17 protein-coding genes are annotated in these 20,871 nt (G+C 52.1%); 8 read left to right on the top strand and 9 right to left on the bottom strand.

Features of this window, described 5'->3' with window-relative positions; all coding sequences use genetic code 11:
- Positions 1-44 precede the first annotated feature (44 nt).
- Both efeU and putP read right to left on the bottom strand, forming a co-directional pair.
- On the bottom strand, positions 45-875 hold the full coding sequence (gene efeU, locus A7Z29_RS00725) for an iron uptake transporter permease EfeU (RefSeq protein WP_105289683.1): 831 nt from the start codon (positions 873-875) through the stop codon (positions 45-47).
- A 219-nt stretch (positions 876-1,094) separates the two neighbouring features.
- The gene (putP, locus tag A7Z29_RS00720) at positions 1,095-2,603 is read right to left on the bottom strand and encodes a sodium/proline symporter PutP (RefSeq protein WP_001018481.1); all 1,509 of its coding nucleotides are present in this window, start codon (positions 2,601-2,603) and stop codon (positions 1,095-1,097) included.
- A 421-nt stretch (positions 2,604-3,024) separates the two neighbouring features.
- On the opposite strand from putP, the gene putA reads away from it, so the two are divergent.
- Positions 3,025-6,987 (top strand): trifunctional transcriptional regulator/proline dehydrogenase/L-glutamate gamma-semialdehyde dehydrogenase, encoded by a 3,963-nt coding sequence (gene putA, locus A7Z29_RS00710; protein WP_105289682.1) that lies wholly within the window; start codon positions 3,025-3,027, stop codon positions 6,985-6,987.
- A 39-nt stretch (positions 6,988-7,026) separates the two neighbouring features.
- Here the strand turns inward: putA and rutR are convergent, their stop codons facing one another.
- Positions 7,027-7,665, bottom strand: a complete 639-nt coding sequence (rutR, locus tag A7Z29_RS00705; protein WP_010344430.1) for an HTH-type transcriptional regulator RutR — start codon at positions 7,663-7,665, stop codon at positions 7,027-7,029.
- Positions 7,666-7,886: 221 nt separating this feature from the next.
- Entirely contained in the window at positions 7,887-8,060 is a 174-nt protein-coding gene (locus A7Z29_RS00700) for a con-10 family general stress protein (RefSeq protein WP_001273661.1), read from the bottom strand.
- Positions 8,061-8,421: 361 nt separating this feature from the next.
- On the opposite strand from A7Z29_RS00700, the gene wrbA reads away from it, so the two are divergent.
- Together wrbA and A7Z29_RS00685 are read left to right on the top strand one after the other, a co-directional pair.
- Positions 8,422-9,018 carry an NAD(P)H:quinone oxidoreductase gene (gene wrbA / locus A7Z29_RS00690; RefSeq protein ID WP_001151442.1) on the top strand — a complete coding sequence of 199 codons (597 nt, stop codon included), beginning with the start codon at positions 8,422-8,424 and terminating at the stop codon, positions 9,016-9,018.
- Between the two features lie 20 nt (positions 9,019-9,038).
- Entirely contained in the window at positions 9,039-9,266 is a 228-nt protein-coding gene (locus A7Z29_RS00685) for a YccJ family protein (RefSeq protein ID WP_001143120.1), read from the top strand.
- A gap of 37 nt (positions 9,267-9,303) precedes the next feature.
- Here the strand turns inward: A7Z29_RS00685 and agp are convergent, their stop codons facing one another.
- A complete protein-coding gene (gene agp, locus A7Z29_RS00680) occupies positions 9,304-10,545 on the bottom strand; it encodes a bifunctional glucose-1-phosphatase/inositol phosphatase (protein WP_105289681.1) in 1,242 nt (413 codons plus the stop codon).
- 157 nt (positions 10,546-10,702) lie between these two features.
- Positions 10,703-12,136 carry a gluconate:proton symporter gene (locus A7Z29_RS00675; protein WP_105289680.1) on the bottom strand — a complete coding sequence of 478 codons (1,434 nt, stop codon included), beginning with the start codon at positions 12,134-12,136 and terminating at the stop codon, positions 10,703-10,705.
- Positions 12,137-12,408: 272 nt separating this feature from the next.
- Between A7Z29_RS00675 and A7Z29_RS00670 the strand changes: the two genes are divergently transcribed.
- From A7Z29_RS00670 to cbpM, 5 genes are all read left to right on the top strand, one after another.
- The gene (locus A7Z29_RS00670; RefSeq protein WP_000776565.1) at positions 12,409-13,323 is read left to right on the top strand and encodes a LysR family transcriptional regulator; all 915 of its coding nucleotides are present in this window, start codon (positions 12,409-12,411) and stop codon (positions 13,321-13,323) included.
- A gap of 50 nt (positions 13,324-13,373) precedes the next feature.
- Positions 13,374-14,627, top strand: coding sequence for a D-amino acid dehydrogenase (locus tag A7Z29_RS00665; protein ID WP_105289679.1), 1,254 nt, complete (start codon positions 13,374-13,376; stop codon positions 14,625-14,627).
- Positions 14,624-14,980 (top strand): RidA family protein, encoded by a 357-nt coding sequence (locus A7Z29_RS00660; protein ID WP_024165060.1) that lies wholly within the window; start codon positions 14,624-14,626, stop codon positions 14,978-14,980. The genes A7Z29_RS00665 and A7Z29_RS00660 overlap by 4 nt, the downstream gene beginning before the upstream one ends.
- Before the next feature lie 213 nt (positions 14,981-15,193).
- Positions 15,194-16,114: a curved DNA-binding protein gene (gene cbpA, locus A7Z29_RS00655; RefSeq protein WP_000420621.1), complete on the top strand. Its 921-nt coding sequence runs from the start codon at positions 15,194-15,196 to the stop codon at positions 16,112-16,114.
- Positions 16,114-16,419, top strand: a complete 306-nt coding sequence (gene cbpM, locus A7Z29_RS00650) for a chaperone modulator CbpM (protein ID WP_105289678.1) — start codon at positions 16,114-16,116, stop codon at positions 16,417-16,419. Before cbpA ends, cbpM begins: the two co-directional genes overlap by 1 nt.
- Positions 16,420-16,472: 53 nt before the next feature.
- Here the strand turns inward: cbpM and torD are convergent, their stop codons facing one another.
- From torD to torC, 3 genes are read right to left on the bottom strand one after another with little or no spacing between them, the layout of a single operon-like run.
- On the bottom strand, positions 16,473-17,072 hold the full coding sequence (gene torD / locus A7Z29_RS00645) for a molecular chaperone TorD (protein WP_105289677.1): 600 nt from the start codon (positions 17,070-17,072) through the stop codon (positions 16,473-16,475).
- Positions 17,069-19,609, bottom strand: coding sequence for a trimethylamine-N-oxide reductase TorA (torA, locus tag A7Z29_RS00640; protein WP_105289676.1), 2,541 nt, complete (start codon positions 19,607-19,609; stop codon positions 17,069-17,071). Before torA ends, torD begins: the two co-directional genes overlap by 4 nt.
- Positions 19,609-20,781 (bottom strand): pentaheme c-type cytochrome TorC, encoded by a 1,173-nt coding sequence (gene torC, locus A7Z29_RS00635; RefSeq protein ID WP_040090208.1) that lies wholly within the window; start codon positions 20,779-20,781, stop codon positions 19,609-19,611. Before torC ends, torA begins: the two co-directional genes overlap by 1 nt.
- Positions 20,782-20,871: the final 90 nt, after the last annotated feature.

Here is a 20,871-nt window from a genome sequence, read left to right as displayed (position 1 = left end):
CTTTAAAGTATGTTGTAACTAAGCAAGAGTTTGCGTCGTATTTGTTACGCGGAGCGAGACGCTGTCGTTCCTGCACGTGGCGGCAGAGCAAACGCCACCAGCGCCGGGATGAGATAAATAAACCAGACGGCGACTTCGCTGACGCTCGGCGCTTCCTGATAACCAAAAATACCTTCCATCAGCGTGCCGAACAGCGAGTGAGTTGAGAGCACCGCGCTCATATCGAAGGCAATTTCCTGAAAGTGGTTCCATAATCCGGCTTCATGAAATGCGCGAATGGCACCTGCTGCCAGCCCTGCGGCGACGAAGAGAATAAACAGGCTGGTCCATTTGAAAAATGCGCCAAGATTGAGGCGAATACCGCCCCAGTAGAGCAGGAAACCAAGCACCACGGCCGTGGCGAGGCCAAGCATTGCGCCGAGCGGCGGCCAGATCCCGACATCTTGTTGAAATGCCGCCAGCAGGAAAAAGACCGACTCCAGCCCTTCCCTTGCAACGGCAAAAAAGACCATCATCACCAGCGCCCAGCCGTGATGATTCCCGCGCTGCAATGCGCTATCGACCGCCTGCTCCAGTTGCATTTTGACGTTGCGCGACACTTTGCGCATCCAGAAAACCATCCAGGTGAGGATCACCACGGCGATCACCGCCACGATACCTTCGAACAGTTCCTGTTCTTTTTGCGGAAATTCGCCGGTAGTTTCGTTAATGAAGATACCCAGCCCCAGGCACAACGCAGCGGCAAGCAACACACCAACCCACATCACACCAATCCATCGGCCTCGCTGGGTACGCTTAAGATAGCTGGCAATCAAACTGACAATCAGCGCGGCTTCAAGTCCTTCGCGCAACATAATGAGAAACGGAACAAACATGCCACCCACCCTTAAACGTTTTTCTGAGTCAATCTATGCAAAGAAAAGTAAATCGCAGTGATAGCGATTATCATTACGGCGGAGAAAAACACAAGCGGAATGTAGTGATAATGATGAGGAAATGTAAAATTTTTTTTGCGAGAAAACACAGAGGGCAATCACTGATTGCCCTCTTCTGCTTCCCATTATGACGTGGGATTTTCGGTAAAACGCCTTCCCTTAACCTTCCTGCAACCGTGACGGCGGCGCCGAATGATAATGCGCATCTGCTTCAGCAAAACGTTTTTGCATCGCCGCTGACGGCGCTTTACCCAGCAAACTGAACACCACAATCCCGATACTGCCGAAGATAAAGCCCGGAATAATTTCGTACAGACCCAGCCAGCCGAACTGTTTCCAGACGATAACCGTGAGCGCACCGATGATCATTCCCGCCAGTGCGCCGTTGCGCGTCATGCGTGACCACATCACCGAGAACAGTACCACCGGACCAAACGCCGCGCCAAAACCTGCCCATGCATAGCTCACCAGCCCCAGCACGCGGTTTTCCGGGTTTGCCGCCAGCGCAATGGCCACCAGCGCCACCACCAGCACCATCACACGCCCTACCCACACCAGTTCTTTCTGGCTGGCATGTTTACGCAGAAACGCTTTGTACAGATCTTCGGTAATCGCACTGGAACATACCAGCAGCTGGCAGCTTAACGTTGACATCACCGCAGCCAGAATCGCCGACAGCAGGATCCCGGCAATCCACGGGTTAAACAGAATTTGCGCCAGTTCGATAAACACGCGCTCGGCATTCTGATTTACCGCACCTGCTACCGCCGGATGATCATTAAAGTAAGCAATCCCAAAGAAGCCGACAGCCACCGCCCCTGCCAGGCAGAGGATCATCCAGGTCATACTGATACGACGCGCATGGACAATGCTGTGGTGAGAATCTGCCGCCATAAAACGCGCCAGGATGTGCGGCTGCCCGAAGTAACCCAGCCCCCAGCCCATCAGCGAGATAATGGCGACAAAGTTCAGCCCTTTGAGCATATCCACGTTTTCAATGCTCTTTTGTTTGATCACTTCCAGCGAGTCACCAAAACCACCGACGCTGATAATGACGATAACCGGCGTCAGGATCAGGGCAAAAATCATCAGACTGGCCTGTACGGTATCGGTCCAGCTCACCGCGAGGAACCCACCAATAAAGGTATAAAGGATGGTCGCCGCTGCACCTGCCCACAGAGCCGTTTCGTAGCTCATGCCAAAGGTGCTTTCAAACAGACGCGCGCCTGCCACAATGCCCGAAGCGCAATAAATGGTGAAGAACAGCAAAATAACCAGCGCGGAGATAATGCGCAAAATACGGCTTTTATCTTCAAAGCGCCCGGTGAAATAATCCGGCAAGGTTAAGGCGTTATTGTTGTATTCGGTATGCACACGCAACCGCCCGGCCACCAGTTTCCAGTTAATCCACGCGCCTAATGTCAGGCCAATAGCGATCCAGCTTTCGGAAATCCCGGAAAGAAAGACTGCGCCTGGCAATCCCATTAACAGCCAGCCGCTCATATCCGACGCACCCGCCGATAACGCCGTCACAAACGGCCCAAGGCTGCGACCGCCCAGAATATAGTCGTCAAAGTTTTTAGTTGATCGCCAGGCGATAAACCCAATCAATATCATGCCAAAGATATAGACACAAAATGTCACCAACATCGGTGTGCTAATAGCCATCTAAAGTCTCCAAAAAATTATTATCGGCAATGTCGAAACTTGCCGTTATATCTGCCACCGGAACGGGGTAACAGAGTTTATGTTTACCAGGGCGACCGTATCCTGCCGGAAGCGTTGGTTATTCACAATCGATTTAACACATCATTTACATTAAATTTTAGTGCCCAGCGATACTATTTTTCATCAGGTTGCACTCCCTCACATTTTTTGCGGTTGCACCTGTCAAAAATGTTAACTGCCGCAGAGAAAAAGTCTGCGTTATTTTTTTATTCCCTGTCATATCGATTTCTTTTATTAACATTTAATTCATTTTTAAGCTTGCTACGTAAGTCACATTTTACATGGTTGCACAAAGTTGCAACATAATAGATATTTCACAATAACGTTAAGTTGCACCTTTCAGAACAACAGGAGTAATGGCATGGGAACCACCACCATGGGGGTTAAGCTGGACGACGCGACGCGTGAGCGTATTAAGTCTGCCGCGACACGTATCGATCGCACGCCACACTGGTTAATTAAGCAGGCGATTTTTTCTTATCTTGAACAACTGGAGAACAGCGATACCCTGCCGGAGCTGCCTGTGCTGCTTTCTGGCGCTGCCAATGAGAGCGATGAAGCACCGACTCCGGCAGAGGAACCACACCAGCCATTCCTCGACTTTGCCGAGCAAATTTTGCCGCAGTCAGTTTCCCGTGCGGCCATCACCGCTGCCTATCGCCGCCCGGAAACCGAAGCGGTTTCTATGCTGCTGGAACAAGCTCGTCTGCCGCAGCCGGTTGCGGAACAGGCGCACAAACTGGCATATCAACTGGCAGATAAACTGCGCAATCAAAAAAACGCCAGTGGTCGCGCAGGCATGGTTCAGGGGCTATTACAGGAGTTTTCACTGTCATCGCAGGAAGGCGTGGCGCTGATGTGTCTGGCAGAAGCGTTATTGCGTATTCCCGACAAAGCCACCCGTGACGCGTTAATTCGCGACAAAATCAGCAACGGTAACTGGCAGTCACATATTGGTCGTAGCCCGTCTTTGTTTGTAAATGCCGCCACCTGGGGGCTGCTGTTTACCGGCAAACTGGTTTCTACCCATAACGAAGCCAGCCTCTCCCGTTCGCTGAACCGCATTATCGGTAAGAGCGGTGAACCGCTGATCCGCAAAGGTGTGGATATGGCGATGCGCCTGATGGGCGAACAGTTTGTCACCGGTGAGACCATCGCGGAAGCATTAGCCAATGCCCGCAAGCTGGAAGAGAAAGGTTTCCGTTACTCTTACGATATGCTCGGCGAAGCCGCGCTGACCGCCGCAGATGCGCAGGCGTATATGGTGTCCTATCAGCAGGCGATTCACGCCATTGGTAAAGCGTCCAACGGTCGTGGCATCTATGAAGGGCCGGGCATTTCAATCAAGCTGTCGGCGCTGCATCCGCGCTACAGCCGCGCCCAGTACGACCGGGTAATGGACGAGCTTTACCCGCGTCTGAAATCATTAACCCTGCTGGCGCGTCAGTACGATATTGGTATCAACATTGACGCCGAAGAGGCCGATCGTCTGGAGATCTCCCTCGATTTGCTGGAAAAACTCTGTTTCGAGCCTGAACTGGCAGGCTGGAACGGCATCGGTTTTGTTATTCAGGCTTATCAGAAACGCTGCCCGCTGGTGATCGATTACCTGATTGATCTCGCCACCCGCAGCCGTCGCCGTCTGATGATTCGCCTGGTGAAAGGCGCGTACTGGGACAGTGAAATCAAGCGTGCGCAAATGGACGGCCTTGAAGGTTATCCAGTTTATACCCGTAAGGTGTATACCGACGTTTCTTATCTCGCCTGTGCGAAAAAGCTGCTGGCGGTGCCGAATTTAATTTATCCGCAGTTCGCGACGCACAACGCCCATACGCTGGCGGCAATTTATCAACTGGCGGGTCAAAACTACTACCCGGGTCAGTACGAGTTCCAGTGCCTGCATGGTATGGGCGAGCCACTGTATGAGCAGGTCACCGGGAAAATCGCCGACGGTAAACTTAATCGTCCGTGTCGTATTTATGCCCCTGTCGGCACACATGAAACGCTGCTGGCGTATCTGGTGCGTCGCCTGCTGGAAAATGGTGCCAACACCTCGTTTGTTAACCGTATTGCTGATACCTCTTTGCCGCTGGATGAACTGGTTGCCGATCCGGTCGCGGCTGTAGAAAAAATTGCGCAACAGGAAGGGCAAACAGGCTTACCGCATCCGAAAATTCCCCTGCCGCGCGATCTTTACGGTCAGGGGCGCGATAACTCGGCAGGATTAGATCTTGCCAATGAACATCGTCTGGCATCGCTCTCCTCTGCCCTGCTCAACAGCGCACTGCAAAAATGGCAGGCCCAGCCAATGCTGGAACAGCCGGTTACGACAGGTGAAATGTCACCCGTTATTAACCCGGCAGAACCAAAAGATATCGTTGGCTATGTGCGTGAAGCCACGCCGCGTGAAGTGGAACAGGCACTGGAAAATGCGGTTAATAACGCGCCAATCTGGTTTGCCACTCCTCCGGCTGAACGTGCGGCGATATTGCATCGCGCTGCCGTGCTGATGGAAAGCCAGATGCAGCAACTGATTGGTATTCTGGTGCGTGAAGCCGGAAAAACCTTCAGTAACGCCATCGCCGAAGTGCGTGAAGCCGTCGATTTTCTCCACTATTACGCGGGACAGGTGCGTGATGATTTCGCTAACGAAACCCACCGTCCATTAGGGCCTGTGGTGTGTATCAGCCCGTGGAACTTCCCGCTGGCGATTTTCACCGGACAGATCGCCGCCGCACTGGCGGCAGGTAACAGCGTACTGGCAAAACCGGCAGAACAAACGCCGCTGATTGCCGCGCAAGGGATCGCCATTTTGCTGGAAGCGGGTGTACCGCCAGGCGTAGTGCAGTTGCTGCCAGGTCAGGGTGAAACCGTAGGTGCGCAACTGACGGGGGATGATCGCGTGCGCGGGGTGATGTTTACCGGTTCAACCGAAGTCGCCACGTTACTGCAACGCAATATCGCCAGCCGCCTGGACGCTCAGGGTCGCCCCATTCCGCTCATTGCTGAAACCGGCGGCATGAACGCGATGATTGTCGATTCTTCAGCACTGACCGAACAGGTCGTCGTGGATGTACTGGCTTCGGCGTTCGACAGTGCAGGCCAGCGTTGTTCGGCGCTGCGTGTACTGTGCCTGCAAGATGAGATTGCCGACCACACGCTGAAAATGCTGCGCGGCGCAATGGCTGAGTGCCGGATGGGTAATCCGGGTCGCCTGACCACCGATATCGGGCCGGTAATTGATAGCGAAGCGAAAACCAATATTGAGCGTCATATTCAGACCATGCGCAGCAAAGGCCGTCCGGTGTTCCAGGCGGTGCGGGAAAACAGCGAAGATGCCCGTGAATGGCAAAGCGGCACTTTTGTTGCTCCGACGCTGATCGAACTGGATGACTTTGCCGAATTGCAAAAAGAGGTCTTTGGTCCGGTGCTGCATGTGGTGCGCTACAACCGTAATCAATTGCCGGAGCTGATCGAGCAGATTAACGCTTCCGGCTATGGTCTGACGCTCGGCGTCCATACGCGTATTGATGAAACCATTGCCCAGGTCACTGGCTCGGCCCATGTTGGTAACCTGTATGTTAACCGTAATATGGTGGGCGCAGTGGTTGGGGTGCAACCATTCGGTGGCGAAGGGTTGTCTGGCACCGGGCCGAAAGCAGGCGGTCCGCTCTATCTCTACCGTCTGCTGGCGAATCGCCCGGAAAGTGCACTGGCATTGACGCTCGCGCGTCAGGATGCGGAGTATCCGGTCGATGCGCAGTTGAAAGCCGCATTGACTCAGCCGCTAAATGCACTGCGGGAATGGGCAGCAAATCGTCCAGAATTGCAGGCGTTATGTACGCAATATGGCGAGCTGGCGCAGGCAGGAACACAACGATTGCTGCCAGGGCCGACGGGTGAACGCAACACCTGGACGCTGCTGCCGCGTGAGCGCGTATTGTGTATCGCGGATGATGAACAGGATGCGCTGACTCAGCTCGCCGCCGTGCTGGCGGTGGGCAGCCAGGTACTGTGGCCGGATGACGCGCTGCATCGTCAGTTAGTGAAGGCATTGCCATCGGCAGTCAGCGAACGTATTCAACTGGCGAAAGCGGAAAATATAACCGCTCAACCGTTTGATGCGGTGATCTTCCACGGTGATTCGGATCAGCTTCGCGCATTGTGTGAAGTCGTTGCAGCGCGGGATGGCGCAATTGTTTCGGTGCAGGGTTTTGCCCGTGGCGAAAGCAATATCCTGCTGGAACGGCTGTATATCGAACGTTCGCTGAGTGTGAATACCGCTGCCGCTGGCGGTAACGCCAGTTTAATGACGATCGGTTAAACAGGTAGCCGGAGGATGTTACAACCTCCTCCGGCATCTTTAACGTGGTCGAATCCCCTCAATAATAATCCGCTGCACGTTTTCAACCGTTTGATTGAAAAATACCTCATCGCGCAACGTCGCGCCTGTCACCGCCTCCACCTGAGGGGCGAAATCGGCGTAATGTTGAGTGGAAGCCCAAATCATAAAAATCAGATGCTGCGGGTCAATCGGCGCGAGTTTGCCGCTTTTGACCCAACCGGCAATCAGCGCCGATTTCTCATCAATTAACGCCTTCAAATCGCCCGTCAGCTCATCCATTAATAGCGGCGCACCTGCCAGCATCTCCATACAGAACAGGCGTGAAGCCTGCGGATAATCACGGGAGACTTCCAGCTTCAGACGAATGTACTCTTTGATTGCCGCCAACGGGGCGAAATCTTCACGAAACGCTTTTAACGGTGCCAGCCAGATATCGAGAATCTGCCGCAGCACGGCAATATACAGCGCCTCTTTTGACGGAAAGTAATACAGCAGATTGGTTTTTGAAACACCCGCCAACTCTGCGATCTGCTCCAGCCTTGTGCCGTGAAAACCGAATTGTGAAAAAGTGTCCAGTGCCGCACCAAGAATCGCTTTTTTCTTCGCACTCACTGCGCGCGAACGTTTACCCGTTGTTTTCACTGCGCCTTGCGTCATGCGCTCACCCCTCTTGTAGACTGGCAACAGGATAGCAAAATCAGCACGATGCCTCGACCATCAACATTCACGGCACGAATGAATAATGGTGGAATGAGCGAGAAAGGTATTAACGTAAGGATATTAAGGAGAGTACCAGAACGAAAAACCGCCGGAATTACCGGCGGCAGTGGCGTATTGACGCGCGTCAGACAAAACGCATTCGTCATAGAGTAGCCCGGCTAGTTGTTGCTTTTGCCGTGACTGCTTTTGCCCCCTTTTTTTCCTGCTTCAGATGCGCGCTGCGGGTCATTTTTGAAATTCCCCCCGCTGTGCTGTCCACCTTTTTTGCCTGCTTCTGATGCTCTTTCGCGGTCTTCTGCAAAATTGCCGGAACCGCCTCGATGGTTTGCCATTACTGACCTCCGTCATCATAGTGCCCAGGATTAACGCGGCGTATGGCGGGTGCCATATTTTCGCTACGTGGGACTAAGCTTAGTGAACTGACGCGGGTAAGCCTGCGTTTGGTAATATCCTGCAACAGCTTCTTAGCGAGAATAGATATCATTTCCGGTAATCAGCCATAAGCCGCTCTTATGATTAAAAAAACACTATGGGATAAAAATGTATCATTTTGCGACAAAATTACATGCTTGTGAAAATTGTTATAAATCAAATAAGTGGTTGTGAAATTTGCACTCTGAATAGGACGTCTTATCTTTAAATGAGTGGTAGCGAATCGCTACGGAATAGAGATAACACGAGGAGTGGTTAGAAATGGCTAAAGTTCTGGTGCTTTATTATTCCATGTACGGACATATCGAAACGATGGCGCGTGCAGTCGCTGAAGGCGCAAGCAAAGTCGATGGCGCAGAAGTTGTCGTTAAGCGTGTACCGGAGACCATGCAGCCGCAATTATTCGAAAAAGCAGGCGGTAAAACGCAAACTGCGCCCGTTGCAACCCCGCAAGAACTGGCCGATTACGACGCGATTATTTTTGGTACACCAACCCGCTTTGGCAATATGTCAGGCCAGATGCGTACTTTCCTGGATCAGACTGGCGGCCTGTGGGCTTCCGGCGCTCTGTACGGCAAACTGGCGAGCGTCTTTAGTTCGACCGGCACCGGCGGCGGTCAGGAACAGACTATCACTTCAACCTGGACGACCCTTGCACATCACGGCATGGTGATTGTCCCCATTGGCTACGCAGCACAGGAATTATTTGACGTCTCGCAGGTTCGCGGCGGAACGCCTTATGGCGCGACCACCATTGCAGGCGGTGACGGTTCGCGCCAGCCCAGTCAGGAAGAGTTGTCTATCGCACGTTACCAGGGGGAATATGTTGCTGGTCTGGCAGTCAAACTTAATGGCTAATCTTCAACAGGAGGATACGCATGCCAACTCAAGAAGCGAAAGCTCATCACGTGGGTGAATGGGCATCTCTGCGCAATACGTCGCCGGAAATAGCCGAGGCCATTTTTGAAGTCGCCGGGTACGACGAGAAAATGGCGGAAAAAATTTGGGAAGAAGGTAGCGATGAAGTGTTAGTCAAAGCCTTTGCCAAAACCGATAAAGATTCGCTTTTTTGGGGCGAACAGACCATCGAACGTAAAAACGTTTAACCAGTGACTCCCCCGTTTCTCGCGGGGGAGTTTTCTGTTATTTCACTGCTTCATTCAACACGCTATCAAACTTATCCATTGGACAGAAACCATCAGCGTCTATCGGGCAACCGCTTAATTCCAGCGTCACCCGCTGAGCCGGAGCCTGTAACGTTAACGCGTCGGCATTACGCAACTGTTCCGAACTTTGATAAACATATTCAATTTTCATCAAATCACGATTGGCTTTGCTGTCATGCCAACGCTGGAAAACGATTTTGCCGCCAATTGGCGTGCGTTCGTTCTGGTCATGCAACTGATAGGGTTTAAAGTCCAGCGCGGTCAGCAATGAGGCAATATTAGAGTCATGCCCTACCAACACAGTGATTTTCGGTGCGCTGGCACGATCGGTGACCAGGGCTTTGTCGATATAACTGACCAGCGGTTTCGCAACATTGCGCGCTACTTCCGGTGAGGTAAACAAGCTGTCCTGGTAGCCGTTTTTCAGCTTCGACAACACCTTCCACTGTTGGTCAGATTTAATTTTCCCCCACGCCACCTGATCCATCGGGAAACCTTCGTAGTATTGCAAAGTGAAAGCATCCACCAGCGAATTGCCGACTTTCAATGGCCCGGAAACGCCCGGCTCTTGTTGATACTTCGCACTGAAGGTATTTTTGCCATCCACCAGCGAACATTGCTGCTTCTCTTTACAGGCTGGAGACTCTTTATAGTTAACGATTTTTTCCAGTAGCTGATAGCTGTCAGTCAGTTGTAGTTTGCTGAACTCTTTCTCCATTGCCGCCACCGCCTGCTCACTGAATGCGGCGGAATCATCGGTGATTACCGGGTTAAAGGTTGGATCCATAGTGCCCATTTTTTCCTGGTGATGAACAGGAATATCACATCCAGGGAATGCGCCGGTAATAAAGAACTGCGCGGTAGCGACGGTACGTTGCAGGCTGTTTGCGTAGGCATAAACGGTGTCCGGTGGCGGGCATTCACCCGACTTTACCATCCCCTGCTCTGCCAGCCACTCACGCATGTAATGCCCCATATACACTTCCAGCACGCCACCTTTAGTGGTGAGCTGCCCGCCGGGAACATCCCATTCTGGCCATTTATTCGGCGTCGACTGCTCAAGCACACTGCCATTATTAGCCAGCGGTGCGCGTAAGTTATGGCGACTCATCATAAGCACTTGCTGTAGCTGATAGCCCTCCGGTACAGCCTGTGCCTGAGTATTTGAAGAAAGCAAAGCCATCCCTGCCACGGCTGCGGCGATTAGCGTTTTTTTCATTCCTCACACCTCTTTTGTTATCAATGATTAAAGAGTGTGACAGAAATATGACTTATTTCCGGGAACCGGTTCGCAAATTAGCAGATAACGAGGCGGGAAACTTGCAGGGCACCAGGCGATGACTGACAGTAGCTGCGCTATCGCCTGGTTTGTATCGTTAAACTAATATCTGAAACAGCACGGCAAAAAGAATGATATTGGCAATGACAATGGTCCAACCGTTATAAAGCATATATTTCAGATGGGTTGATTGTGCCAGCCCCATTTGACCAAACATATCCGATGAAGGGAAAGGCCCAAACCAGTCCACTTGCGATGAGGCCAACAATACCGCCGTTGTCCCCTGTGGCGGCACTCCCGCAGCCATCAACATCGGACCAAATATTTTGTGCGTAAAGGTCATCTGAGCAACAGCGGCGCCTGGCACATGACCGATAATGTTAAAGGCAAAAATACAGAAGCAAAGCCATGCTGGTGATATCCCGGTTAACAGAGGTTGAGTGTATTCGAGCAACCCCTGATACGCCTGCAGGCTATCCATAAGTTCCAGAATCGGGTTATACAGCCAGTAGAGCAGAAACATCCACACCAGTCTGCCACACCCCTTATACAGCGCCTGCAGTATCCCGGCAGGGCTTAATCCTCCCACCAGTCCGGTGATCAAAGCCACCAGTAACATCACGATAATGGCAAAACTAAAACCTGCTTTTATCACTACACCGATAACCGCCATAACAATAATGGTTGCGGCAAATGCCAGCGCGCTGAGCTTGCGACGGCGAACACAGGCGGGCTGCTCTTCTTCCTGAGTTTTCTCAGAGAGATCCACCTCGTAATGTAATTTTCCTTCCGTCATCTTCTGAATTCGCCCGGCCATTATCCAGCCAGCAAATAACGTCACGGCACTCATTGGTAGCCCGACGTACATCAGGTATTGCGGATAAGTCAGGCCGCCGAGTTGTAAAATCGTCACGGTACTGGGAGTAAATGGCCCGGTAAACAATCCCACTGAGCCCGCCGTCATCATCAGTGCAGCCACCGTGGGAGGCGTCAGCCGTACTGCCGCCGCCACAGGAATAATCACCGCGACAATAATGGCATTACCGCCTGCCATAGTGCCCAGCGCGCCACAGATGAGAATGGAAGAGACAACGATGCCAAATTTGACCCGCGTCTGGCTGGAAAGCCCGATACGATGTACCACAAATTTGACCAGTTCAACGGCGGCTCCGGTACGTGTTGCCACTTCCCCGACACCGGCACCAAGCATAATGATCAGACCAACTGTGGCGATAAACGATCCCGTCGATTTTGCCAGCATGGTGCCCATTTCAGGTAAGCCGGTGGAAGTCATTATCATCGCAATAATAATCGATGAAATAACCGCCAGAACAATATCGACGCCTATCAACGAGAGCACCGCTAACGCTACCAGCGGTGTAAAACCAAGCAGTCCGAGTTCATTACCTGGACGCCCCTGACACCAGAACGCTGTCAGTAAAAAAACAACCAACAGTAAACCAATAATGACATTCTTTTTGGTGATATTTTGTCTGGTTAGCGAACCACCAGCGAGCATTGAGTCACTCATATAACTCCTTAACCCCATCGAATCGACCATCAATATCAGCCGATGTATTTGGACAGCTCAGAAAATATCCCCCCTCGTTATTATTGTTAGCAAAATGCACTGAGGGTTTGTCCGGGTACTACAGGTATTATTCTGAGTTCGTAATTAACCCCTTTAGGTGGGCAAATAACGCATTGTTACCAGAATAGGCGTTACAGATTAAATTTATGTTAACTTGGTGTTACCATGAAATGACTTTTTATCTATTGTCTATAACTCTGGGTTAACTCTTAATGAAACTGCGCCACCTGGAAATCTTCTATGCCGTAATGACATGCGGGACACTTTCCCGGGCAGCGGAATCGCTGAATATTTCCCAGCCGGCCGCCAGTAAAGCGTTAAAAAACGCTGAACAAAAACTCGGGTTTCAGCTCTTTCAGCGAGTGCGTGGCAAGCTTCTTCCAACCAGCGAAGCGATCACACTTTTTGAAAAAGCGCAGTCGATTTATCACGAACTCGATAACCTGCGACTGCTGGCCGATAACCTGACGCGAGATCCGCGAGCCAGAATAGCTCTGGGATGTCTGCCAAGCCTGGGATTAAGTCTGGTGCCGGAAATAGTCACTGCGTTTTACCAGCAGAATGCGAATCTGGTAATGACACTGACGACAGAGCACACCGAAACGTTGGTTAAAAAGCTTGATCTGCGCGAGATTGATCTGGCTCTGACGCTACAGCCGATTCAACAGGGGGAGATTATGACGACGCTGATAGCCGAAGTTCCGCTGGTTTATATCGACCGGGACTATCGACAGGGCGCGGTAGAAATAGACAAGATTGACCAACAACGCTGGATTTCTCCCGGCCCCTATTCCCTTTCTGATGCAATAGCTAAACGACGTGATTTTTTGACGACACGCCTGAATGTCCAGACCTATTACATGGCGACTGAATTTGTAAAACGAGGAATGGGATGCAGTATTACCGATATTTTCTCTGCCCGTCATAACCTCCCGGCAGAGACGATTCACCCCATCGCCCCCCCAATGAAAATTGACCTTTGTTTGCTACGCCGTGCCGATGTTTCGCTTAGCCCTATTACACAAAAATTTGTCGATTTCCTCTGTCAGCAATTACGTCAGCAACTGCGAGCCATTAACCTTGAGTTATACCCTGAAAATAAAAAGTCAATTGCTCCTCAGGCCTAAATGTTTTGACATATCCCCAACGCACTTATTAGCGGTGGATATCTCAGGTGATGAAAAAACGCATTGTAGTTATTGGCGGCGGGGTAATTGGTCTGGCGACAGCATGGGTGCTGGTAAAACAGGGCCATCAGGTGCAATTGTTAGAACGCAACAGTCAGGCAGGCGTCGCCACCAGTTTCGCTAATGGCGGGCAACTCAGCTATCGCTACGTTGCCCCTCTGGCGGATAAAGGCGTACCGATGCAGGGGCTTAAATGGATGGGGAAAAGTGACTCCCCTCTGAATATGCGTTTGCGCCTGTCATTTAGCCAGTGGCGCTGGTTGCTGGCGTTTTTAATGTCCTGTAATAGCCGGACAAATAAACTCAATGGCGACCATATTTTACGCTTATCACTGTTAAGTCGTCAGGTCATGGAAGCATGGTTGTTGGAAGATAATCTTGATGATTTTCACTGGCGCCGTTCTGGCAAACTGATTATTCATCGCCGTCAGCAAGATTTAGCCAAAGCGGCAAAAGGCATTGATCCGCAATTTCAACAGGCTTTATCACGCGAAGAGTGTGTTCATCTTGAACCTGCACTAAAACATATTGGTCATTCCCTGTGCGGTGGTATTTACTCCCCCGGCGATGAAACGGCGGATTGCTATAAGTTCTGTCAGGCATTACTTACCAAACTTAATGCCAGCGCGAATTTTTCGCTACAAACCGATTGTGAAGTTTTGCAGTTGAATAAAAAAGGTGAGCGCATTGTCTCTATTACCACCCGCACTGGAACGCTGGTTGCGGATGATTATGTCGTTGCCGCCGGTAATGGCAGCACGCATTTGCTTGCCGGAACCGGGACGCACGTACCGCTCTGCGGTCTGAAAGGTTACAGTTTGACGCTCCCCTTCCCACAAAAAATGGGGATCGCGCCACAAATCAGTGTCACCGACTATGGTCATAAAATTGTCTATGCCCGACTCGGTGACCGGTTGCGCATCGCCGCCATGGTCGATATTGGCTATGACGGTAATGAACTGCGCTCTGAACGCATTGGCGCTTTAAAACAGATCGTAGCGGCCAGCTTTCCGCAACTACAAGGTATCGATGAGGCCGAATTATGGACGGGTATGCGTCCATCCACCCCTGCGGGTCCGCCACTATTAGGACGGGCGAAGTATCAAAATCTATGGATGAATCTTGGTCAGGGCAGTCTGGGCTTTACGCTGGCGGCGGGTAGTGCCGTGGTGTTAGGCGCTCTGCTGTCGGGCGAAGACCCTGCAATTTCACTTGATGGACTGACATGGAGCCAATCAGCTTGAATATCAAACGTAATAACCCACAACCGCGTCTTGCCGCCAGCGTGGAATATGGCAATCTTGTTTTTCTCTCCGGTCAGACACCGAAGAGCAATACCCCGTCCATCGCGCAACAAACGCGCGAAGTGCTGGAGAAAATCGACGAATTACTTGCGGCAGCTGACAGTGATAAATTTCATCTCTTGTCCGCTCAGATATGGTTAAAAGATATCAGCCGCGATTTTGCCGATTTCAACGACGTATGGGTTAGCTGGATACCAGAAGGATATAGCCCGGCACGTGCTACCGTACAAGCTGAGATGGCCCGCCCGGAGATTCTGGTTGAAGTGATGGTAACTGCGGTAAAAGCGGGATAAGCCCCCATTTTCTGCCCCCTGGCAAGGTCGTCATGGGGCATCCCTGAAGGTTAAACGTCCCCTCTTTTACCTGCCAACATTCAGGCTGAAAATATCATTTTTAGTTATGTTGTTGTCTCTGGCCTACGATTTTTTCTGATTTCCCCTACACTTAACACTGATACCTTGTCAGGGGTTTCCCTTTGTCTGTATTGATTTACGCGAGATAACGCTATGGAATTAAAGGATTATTACGCCATCATGGGCGTGAAACCGACGGACGATCTCAAGACAATCAAGACCGCCTATCGTCGACTGGCCCGTAAATACCATCCCGATGTCAGTAAAGAACCCGATGCCGAAGCCCGCTTCAAAGAGGTCGCTGAAGCGTGGGAAGTGTTGAGTGATGAGCAACGTCGCGCTGAGTATGATCAGATGTGGCAACATCGCAACGATCCGCAATTTAACCGTCAGTTCCATCATGGCGACGGTCAGAGTTTTAACGCCGAAGATTTTGACGATATCTTCTCGTCAATTTTCGGTCAACATGCCCGCCAGAGCCGCCAACGCCCCGCTACACGTGGCCACGATATTGAAATCGAAGTGGCGGTATTCCTTGAAGAAACGCTTACTGAGCACAAGCGTACCATCAGCTATAACCTGCCGGTTTATAACGCCTTTGGCATGATCGAACAGGAAATCCCGAAAACGCTGAATGTGAAGATCCCGGCGGGCGTCGGCAATGGTCAACGCATCCGCCTGAAAGGCCAGGGGACGCCGGGCGAAAACGGTGGCCCGAATGGCGATTTGTGGCTGGTGATTCATATTGCGCCGCATCCGCTGTTTGATATTGTCGGTCAGGATCTGGAAATTGTGGTGCCGGTTAGCCCGTGGGAAGCGGCGCTGGGTGCTAAAGTCACCGTCCCAACACTGAAAGAAAGCATTTTGCTGACTATCCCGCCTGGCAGCCAGGCCGGGCAACGATTGCGCGTTAAAGGCAAAGGTCTGGTGAGCAAAAAACAGACCGGCGATCTGTATGCGGTACTGAAAATCGTGATGCCGCCGAAACCAGATGAAAACACTGCCGCGCTGTGGCAGCAACTGGCAGACGCCCAGTCGTCTTTTGATCCACGCAAAGATTGGGGGAAAGCATGATGGCTAATGTTATGGTGACTTTTACCATTACCGAATTTTGCCTGCATACCGGCATCTCTGAAGAGGAGTTGAATGAAATTGTCGGTTTGGGGGTGGTTGAACCGCGTGAGCTCCAGGAAACAACCTGGGTATTTGACGACCATGCCGCCATCGTGGTGCAACGCGCAGTACGGCTGCGTAATGAGCTGGCGCTGGACTGGCCGGGGATCGCGGTGGCGCTGACGTTAATGGATGATATTGCACATCTGAAACAGGAAAACCGCCTGCTGCGCCAGCGGCTTTCCCGGTTTGTGGCTCATCCGTGAGTTTGTTGCCTGATGCGACGCTTAACGCGTCTTATCAGGCCTACAAATCGGCATTATCTCTTTTGGTTGTCGCACTCCACCAACACCTGCAATAACTGGCTTAGTGCCGCGTAAAAACCAAAGCTATCATACTGACGGCAACGCGCAGCAAACTCCGGTAACCAGCGCCACAGCGCCGTCAGTGTTTTTTGCCGCAAACTTTCGATTCCTCGCGCAGGAACGGTCCCCTCTCCCAGCGAAAAATGCAGATGACTCAACAACTCGAGATAGATCGCCAGATGATCTGCCGGTTCGTTGAAATTGCCGCTGGTTTCCATCCCTGCCTCAACTAACAAGCGTTTAATCTCTTGCTCGTCCTGTTTGTAGGCCGATGCATACGGCAGCGCGGCTTGTTTGTCGGTCATCAGAAACAGGCCGCAAAAGTCAGCGGCCAGTTCCAGACGGGCATCGTCACGTACTGTCAGCGTGGCAATACAGTTTTCCAGATCATTCACCGCCGCTGTGAGCGGCGGTTCGCTTTTCAGCAACGAAAACCATTCAGCCATCTGCGCACTGGCGATTTGCGTCAGTTGTTCATCGTCCAGTTCACGGGAGAACAACTGCGCCAGCCAGGCGTAAACACAGGCAATCTGTTGTGCTGTCAGCGTGGTCATGATTTCACCTGCGACGCCGGAACATATTCGCACTGCGCCACCATCTCCACGGGGCCGTTAAACGCCGTCACCTGCTCCACTGTTCCGTTGTACTTCTCAATTTCCACCAGCGTAGTGTGTGCACTGGTCGCCTGCGCCAGCTGCGAAGTTCCGATGTCGATGGTCAACACGTTGGGGTTACCGTATTTGCACAGCGCACCAGGCTCGCCACCTTTATCTGGATCGTACCATGCCCCTTCGTGAATTCGCGCCACGCCGGGTGCATAGCGGTCAGAAACTACTGCTCCTGCCAACACCTGACCGCGAGCGTTAAACACGCGTACCACATCACCGTTACGAATACCGCGCGCACTGGCATCCTGCGGGCTAATAAATACTGGCTCTTTACCCGCTACCGTATATTGCTGACGCAGGGTTTCAGATTCACATAACTGTGAGTGAAGTCGGAAATCGGGATGCACAGATTGCAGATGCAACGGATACTTCTGCGAGCCGGGTCCACCGTGGGAACGTTCGATTTTCTCAAACCACATCGGATGCCCCTGACAATCGTCGTAGTTCATATCGGCGATGGTTTTCGAGTAGATCTCAATCAGGCCACTCGGCGTGCCCAGCGGTTCGAGATCCGGATCTTCGCGGAATGCCTGGTGGCGAACAAACATCTGCGGATGGTCAAACTCGACGTACTCTTTGTTATTCCAGAAGTCATCAAACGCTGGCAGATGAACGCCGCGTCCTTTGCCTTGTTGTACACCTTCCTGCCAGATGCGTTTCAGCCAGCCCATTTCGTCCAGCCCTTCGGTAAAGGATTCTTCGCGATTAAAGCGGCGGCACAGCTCGCGGAAAATATCAAAGTCGTTGCGCGCCTCGAACTGCGGCGGCACGACCTGTTTCATGGCGATAATGCCACGGTTGGAGTGGTTGCCGTACTGGTCGAGATCGTTACGCTCAAACTGCGTGGTCGCAGGCAGCACGATGTCGGCAAAGCGGCAGGTTGAGGTCCACTGGTTATCTATGGCGATAACCGTTTCCAGCTTGCGCCAGCCTTCAATAATGCGGTTGATCTGCTGATGGCGATGGAACGGGTTAGTTCCGGCAAAAATACACATTTTCAGCGGCGGCAGTTTTACCGATTTACCGTTCCAGTTGATCACTTTCCCCGGTTCGAGGATCGCATCGATAAAACGGGCAATCGGAATGGTGCTGCTGTAGCCTTTGTAGTCACTGTTGTCGTGAACAGGCGGAATCGACGTAGAGCCGGAGAAACCACTCAGAATAACGCCTTTACGCCCCGGCGTGCCTGCGCCGTTATAGTGCCAGCCAAAACCAAAGCCACCACCTGGCAGGCCAATTTGCCCCAGCATCGCCGCCAGAACGACAATCATCCACGCCCACTGTTCACCGTGCTGCATACGCTGCACGCACCAGCCAGCAATAATTTGCGTTCTGTTCGCCGCCATCTGCCGCGCCAGCCCACGAATGGTTTCGGCATCAATGCCGGTCAGTTTTTCAGCCCATGCGGCATCTTTCGGCTGACCGTCTTTCTCACCCAGCAGATACGGCAGGAACTGCTCAAAACCCACACAGTAGTTAGCGAGGAAGTTTTTGTCGTACAGGTTTTCACTGTACAGCGTATGTGCCAGCGCCAGTTGCAGCGGCACGTCAGTTTGCGGGTTAACCGCAATGTGCTTCACATGCTCGCGCCCCAGATACTCATGGGTGGATGTGACAACCGGATCGATGCTGATGACCACAACTTCACCGGCGGCGACTTTCGCTTTTAGCTGCTCGTAATATTCATAAACATCGTGATCCGGGCACCACCAGTTCGCTTGCTGGTTTTTCAGCAAATCGGAGCCCCACAGTACAATGGTTTTGCTGTTCTGCAATACCAGCGGCCAGGAGGTTTGCTGTTCATACACTTCCATCGAACCGACTACGCGCGGCAGGATCACCTGCGCAGCGCCGGTAGAATAATCTCCGCCCGTACCCACGCTATTGCCATGCAAGGCAATAGCTTTCGCCAGCATCCCCGAAGCGTTATGGAACATCCCCGTCGATTGCCAACCACTGGCGGTCAGCAAGGCACTCGGCCCGTGAGTTTTCTGTACGCGTTCCAGTTCTTCATAGAACATGTCGAGGGCTTCATCCCAGCTCACGCGCACAAAACGGTTATCACCGCGCTGGGATGTGTCGCTCAGATGGCGCTTACGCAGCCAGTCCACGCGTACCATCGGATAACGAATACGCGCCGCGTTGTGTACGTGATCCGGCAATCCGGCGATCATTTTCGACGGATATTTATCCAGTTCGAACGGTTTTGCCGCCACAAAGCGACCATCCTTCACCGTCGCGCGGATAGCCCCCCAGTGCGACCCGGTAAGAATGCCCTCTTTCGAGATGACAGCCGCCGCTTGCGCCGCAGTCGCACGGCGCGGCGTTAACAATGACGGCCCCAGCATCCCGGCGACGGTTAAGCCGCCGAGTTGTGCCAGAAAACGCCGACGTGATGCCTGAAAGAGATCGTTATTGTTCATTATTTTTCTTCCTTCTTATCGCCGTGAGCCTTACCTGCGGTGTCAGACGCATTCATTTGCAGATATTTCAACAAGGTGCGTTCTTCACGTTTATCGAGACTGGTAAAGCCAATCATGCCGTTGAGCGTGCCGATCCAACCGTTAGCGTCAAAGTGGGCGATTTCCGGTGCGCCGTGGCACTGGTTACAAGTGCCGTTGTACAACGAATCCGCATAAGCCCAGATCGGTTTGATATCGTTTACCATGTCGCCTTTCTTCATCCACGCAGTGGCCTGCAACTTGCTCCACTCGGTATTGGTGTCGGCTACGGTGGTTTTCTCCAGCGTTTTCACCTGCTGCTGCACATCACCACGAATCGAGGCAACAAAGATGCGTTTACCTGGCAATTGGGTGAGTACACGCTGACGTCCGGCGCTTTCTGTCCAGCCGGTAATCTCAATTTGCAGCCAGTCGCCGTCACGTTTAAGGACTTTCACTTCCGAAGCAGGCAGCAGTGAACCAGACGCTTCTTTATCGCCTTTCGCCGCATAAATCGGCTTGATATCAATGGAGTACAGCGTGTCACCACTGTCATTAGCACTGGCGCGCAACTCGTCGAACTGCTTACGGAAGCCGCTACTCATATCCGGTAACTGGTGGGCAATACCTTTATGACAGTCGATGCAGGATTGATTATCTTTCGCTGCCACCTTCATCTGACGTGCCGCTTCCGGATGCTGCTTCGCATGATCCATCGCATCGTAGTTATGGCAGGAGCGGCAGGTTGCCGAGTTGTTTTCTTTCATTCGCGCCCATTCACGCTCGGCAAGTTCCGCGCGTTTGGCTTCGAATTTTTCAGGTGTATCAATGGAGTGGGCAATAAAGGTCTGGTAGATATCGTTGCTCGCTTCCAGTTTGCGCTTCACCATGCCTGGAATATCCGGCGGGATATGACAGTCATGGCATTCAGCTCGCACGCCGGAGGCGTTCTGGAAATGCACCGACTGTTTATATTCTTCATACACCGGTTGCATACTGTGGCAACTGACACAAAATTCGGTTGTGCTGGTGACTTTGATCCCAACGTGTGGCAATACAATCAGCGCAATGCCAATCACAATCCCAATAGCGACCAGCGCCAGTACCGACCAACGAGCACTGGGTCGGCGTAGCGCGTTCCAGAGTTTCCGCATAATAGCCCCTGTAAAATTATGGTTTAGTGAAGCGATCTTAATGAGCAAATATGAACAGCGGCACTGGTCAGGATGAACGGCTTACGGCAG

The organism is Escherichia sp. MOD1-EC6842 (genome assembly GCF_002965705.1).
GTDB classification, from domain to species: domain Bacteria; phylum Pseudomonadota; class Gammaproteobacteria; order Enterobacterales; family Enterobacteriaceae; genus Escherichia; species Escherichia ruysiae.
This window is presented reverse-complemented; position numbering and strand designations above follow the sequence as displayed.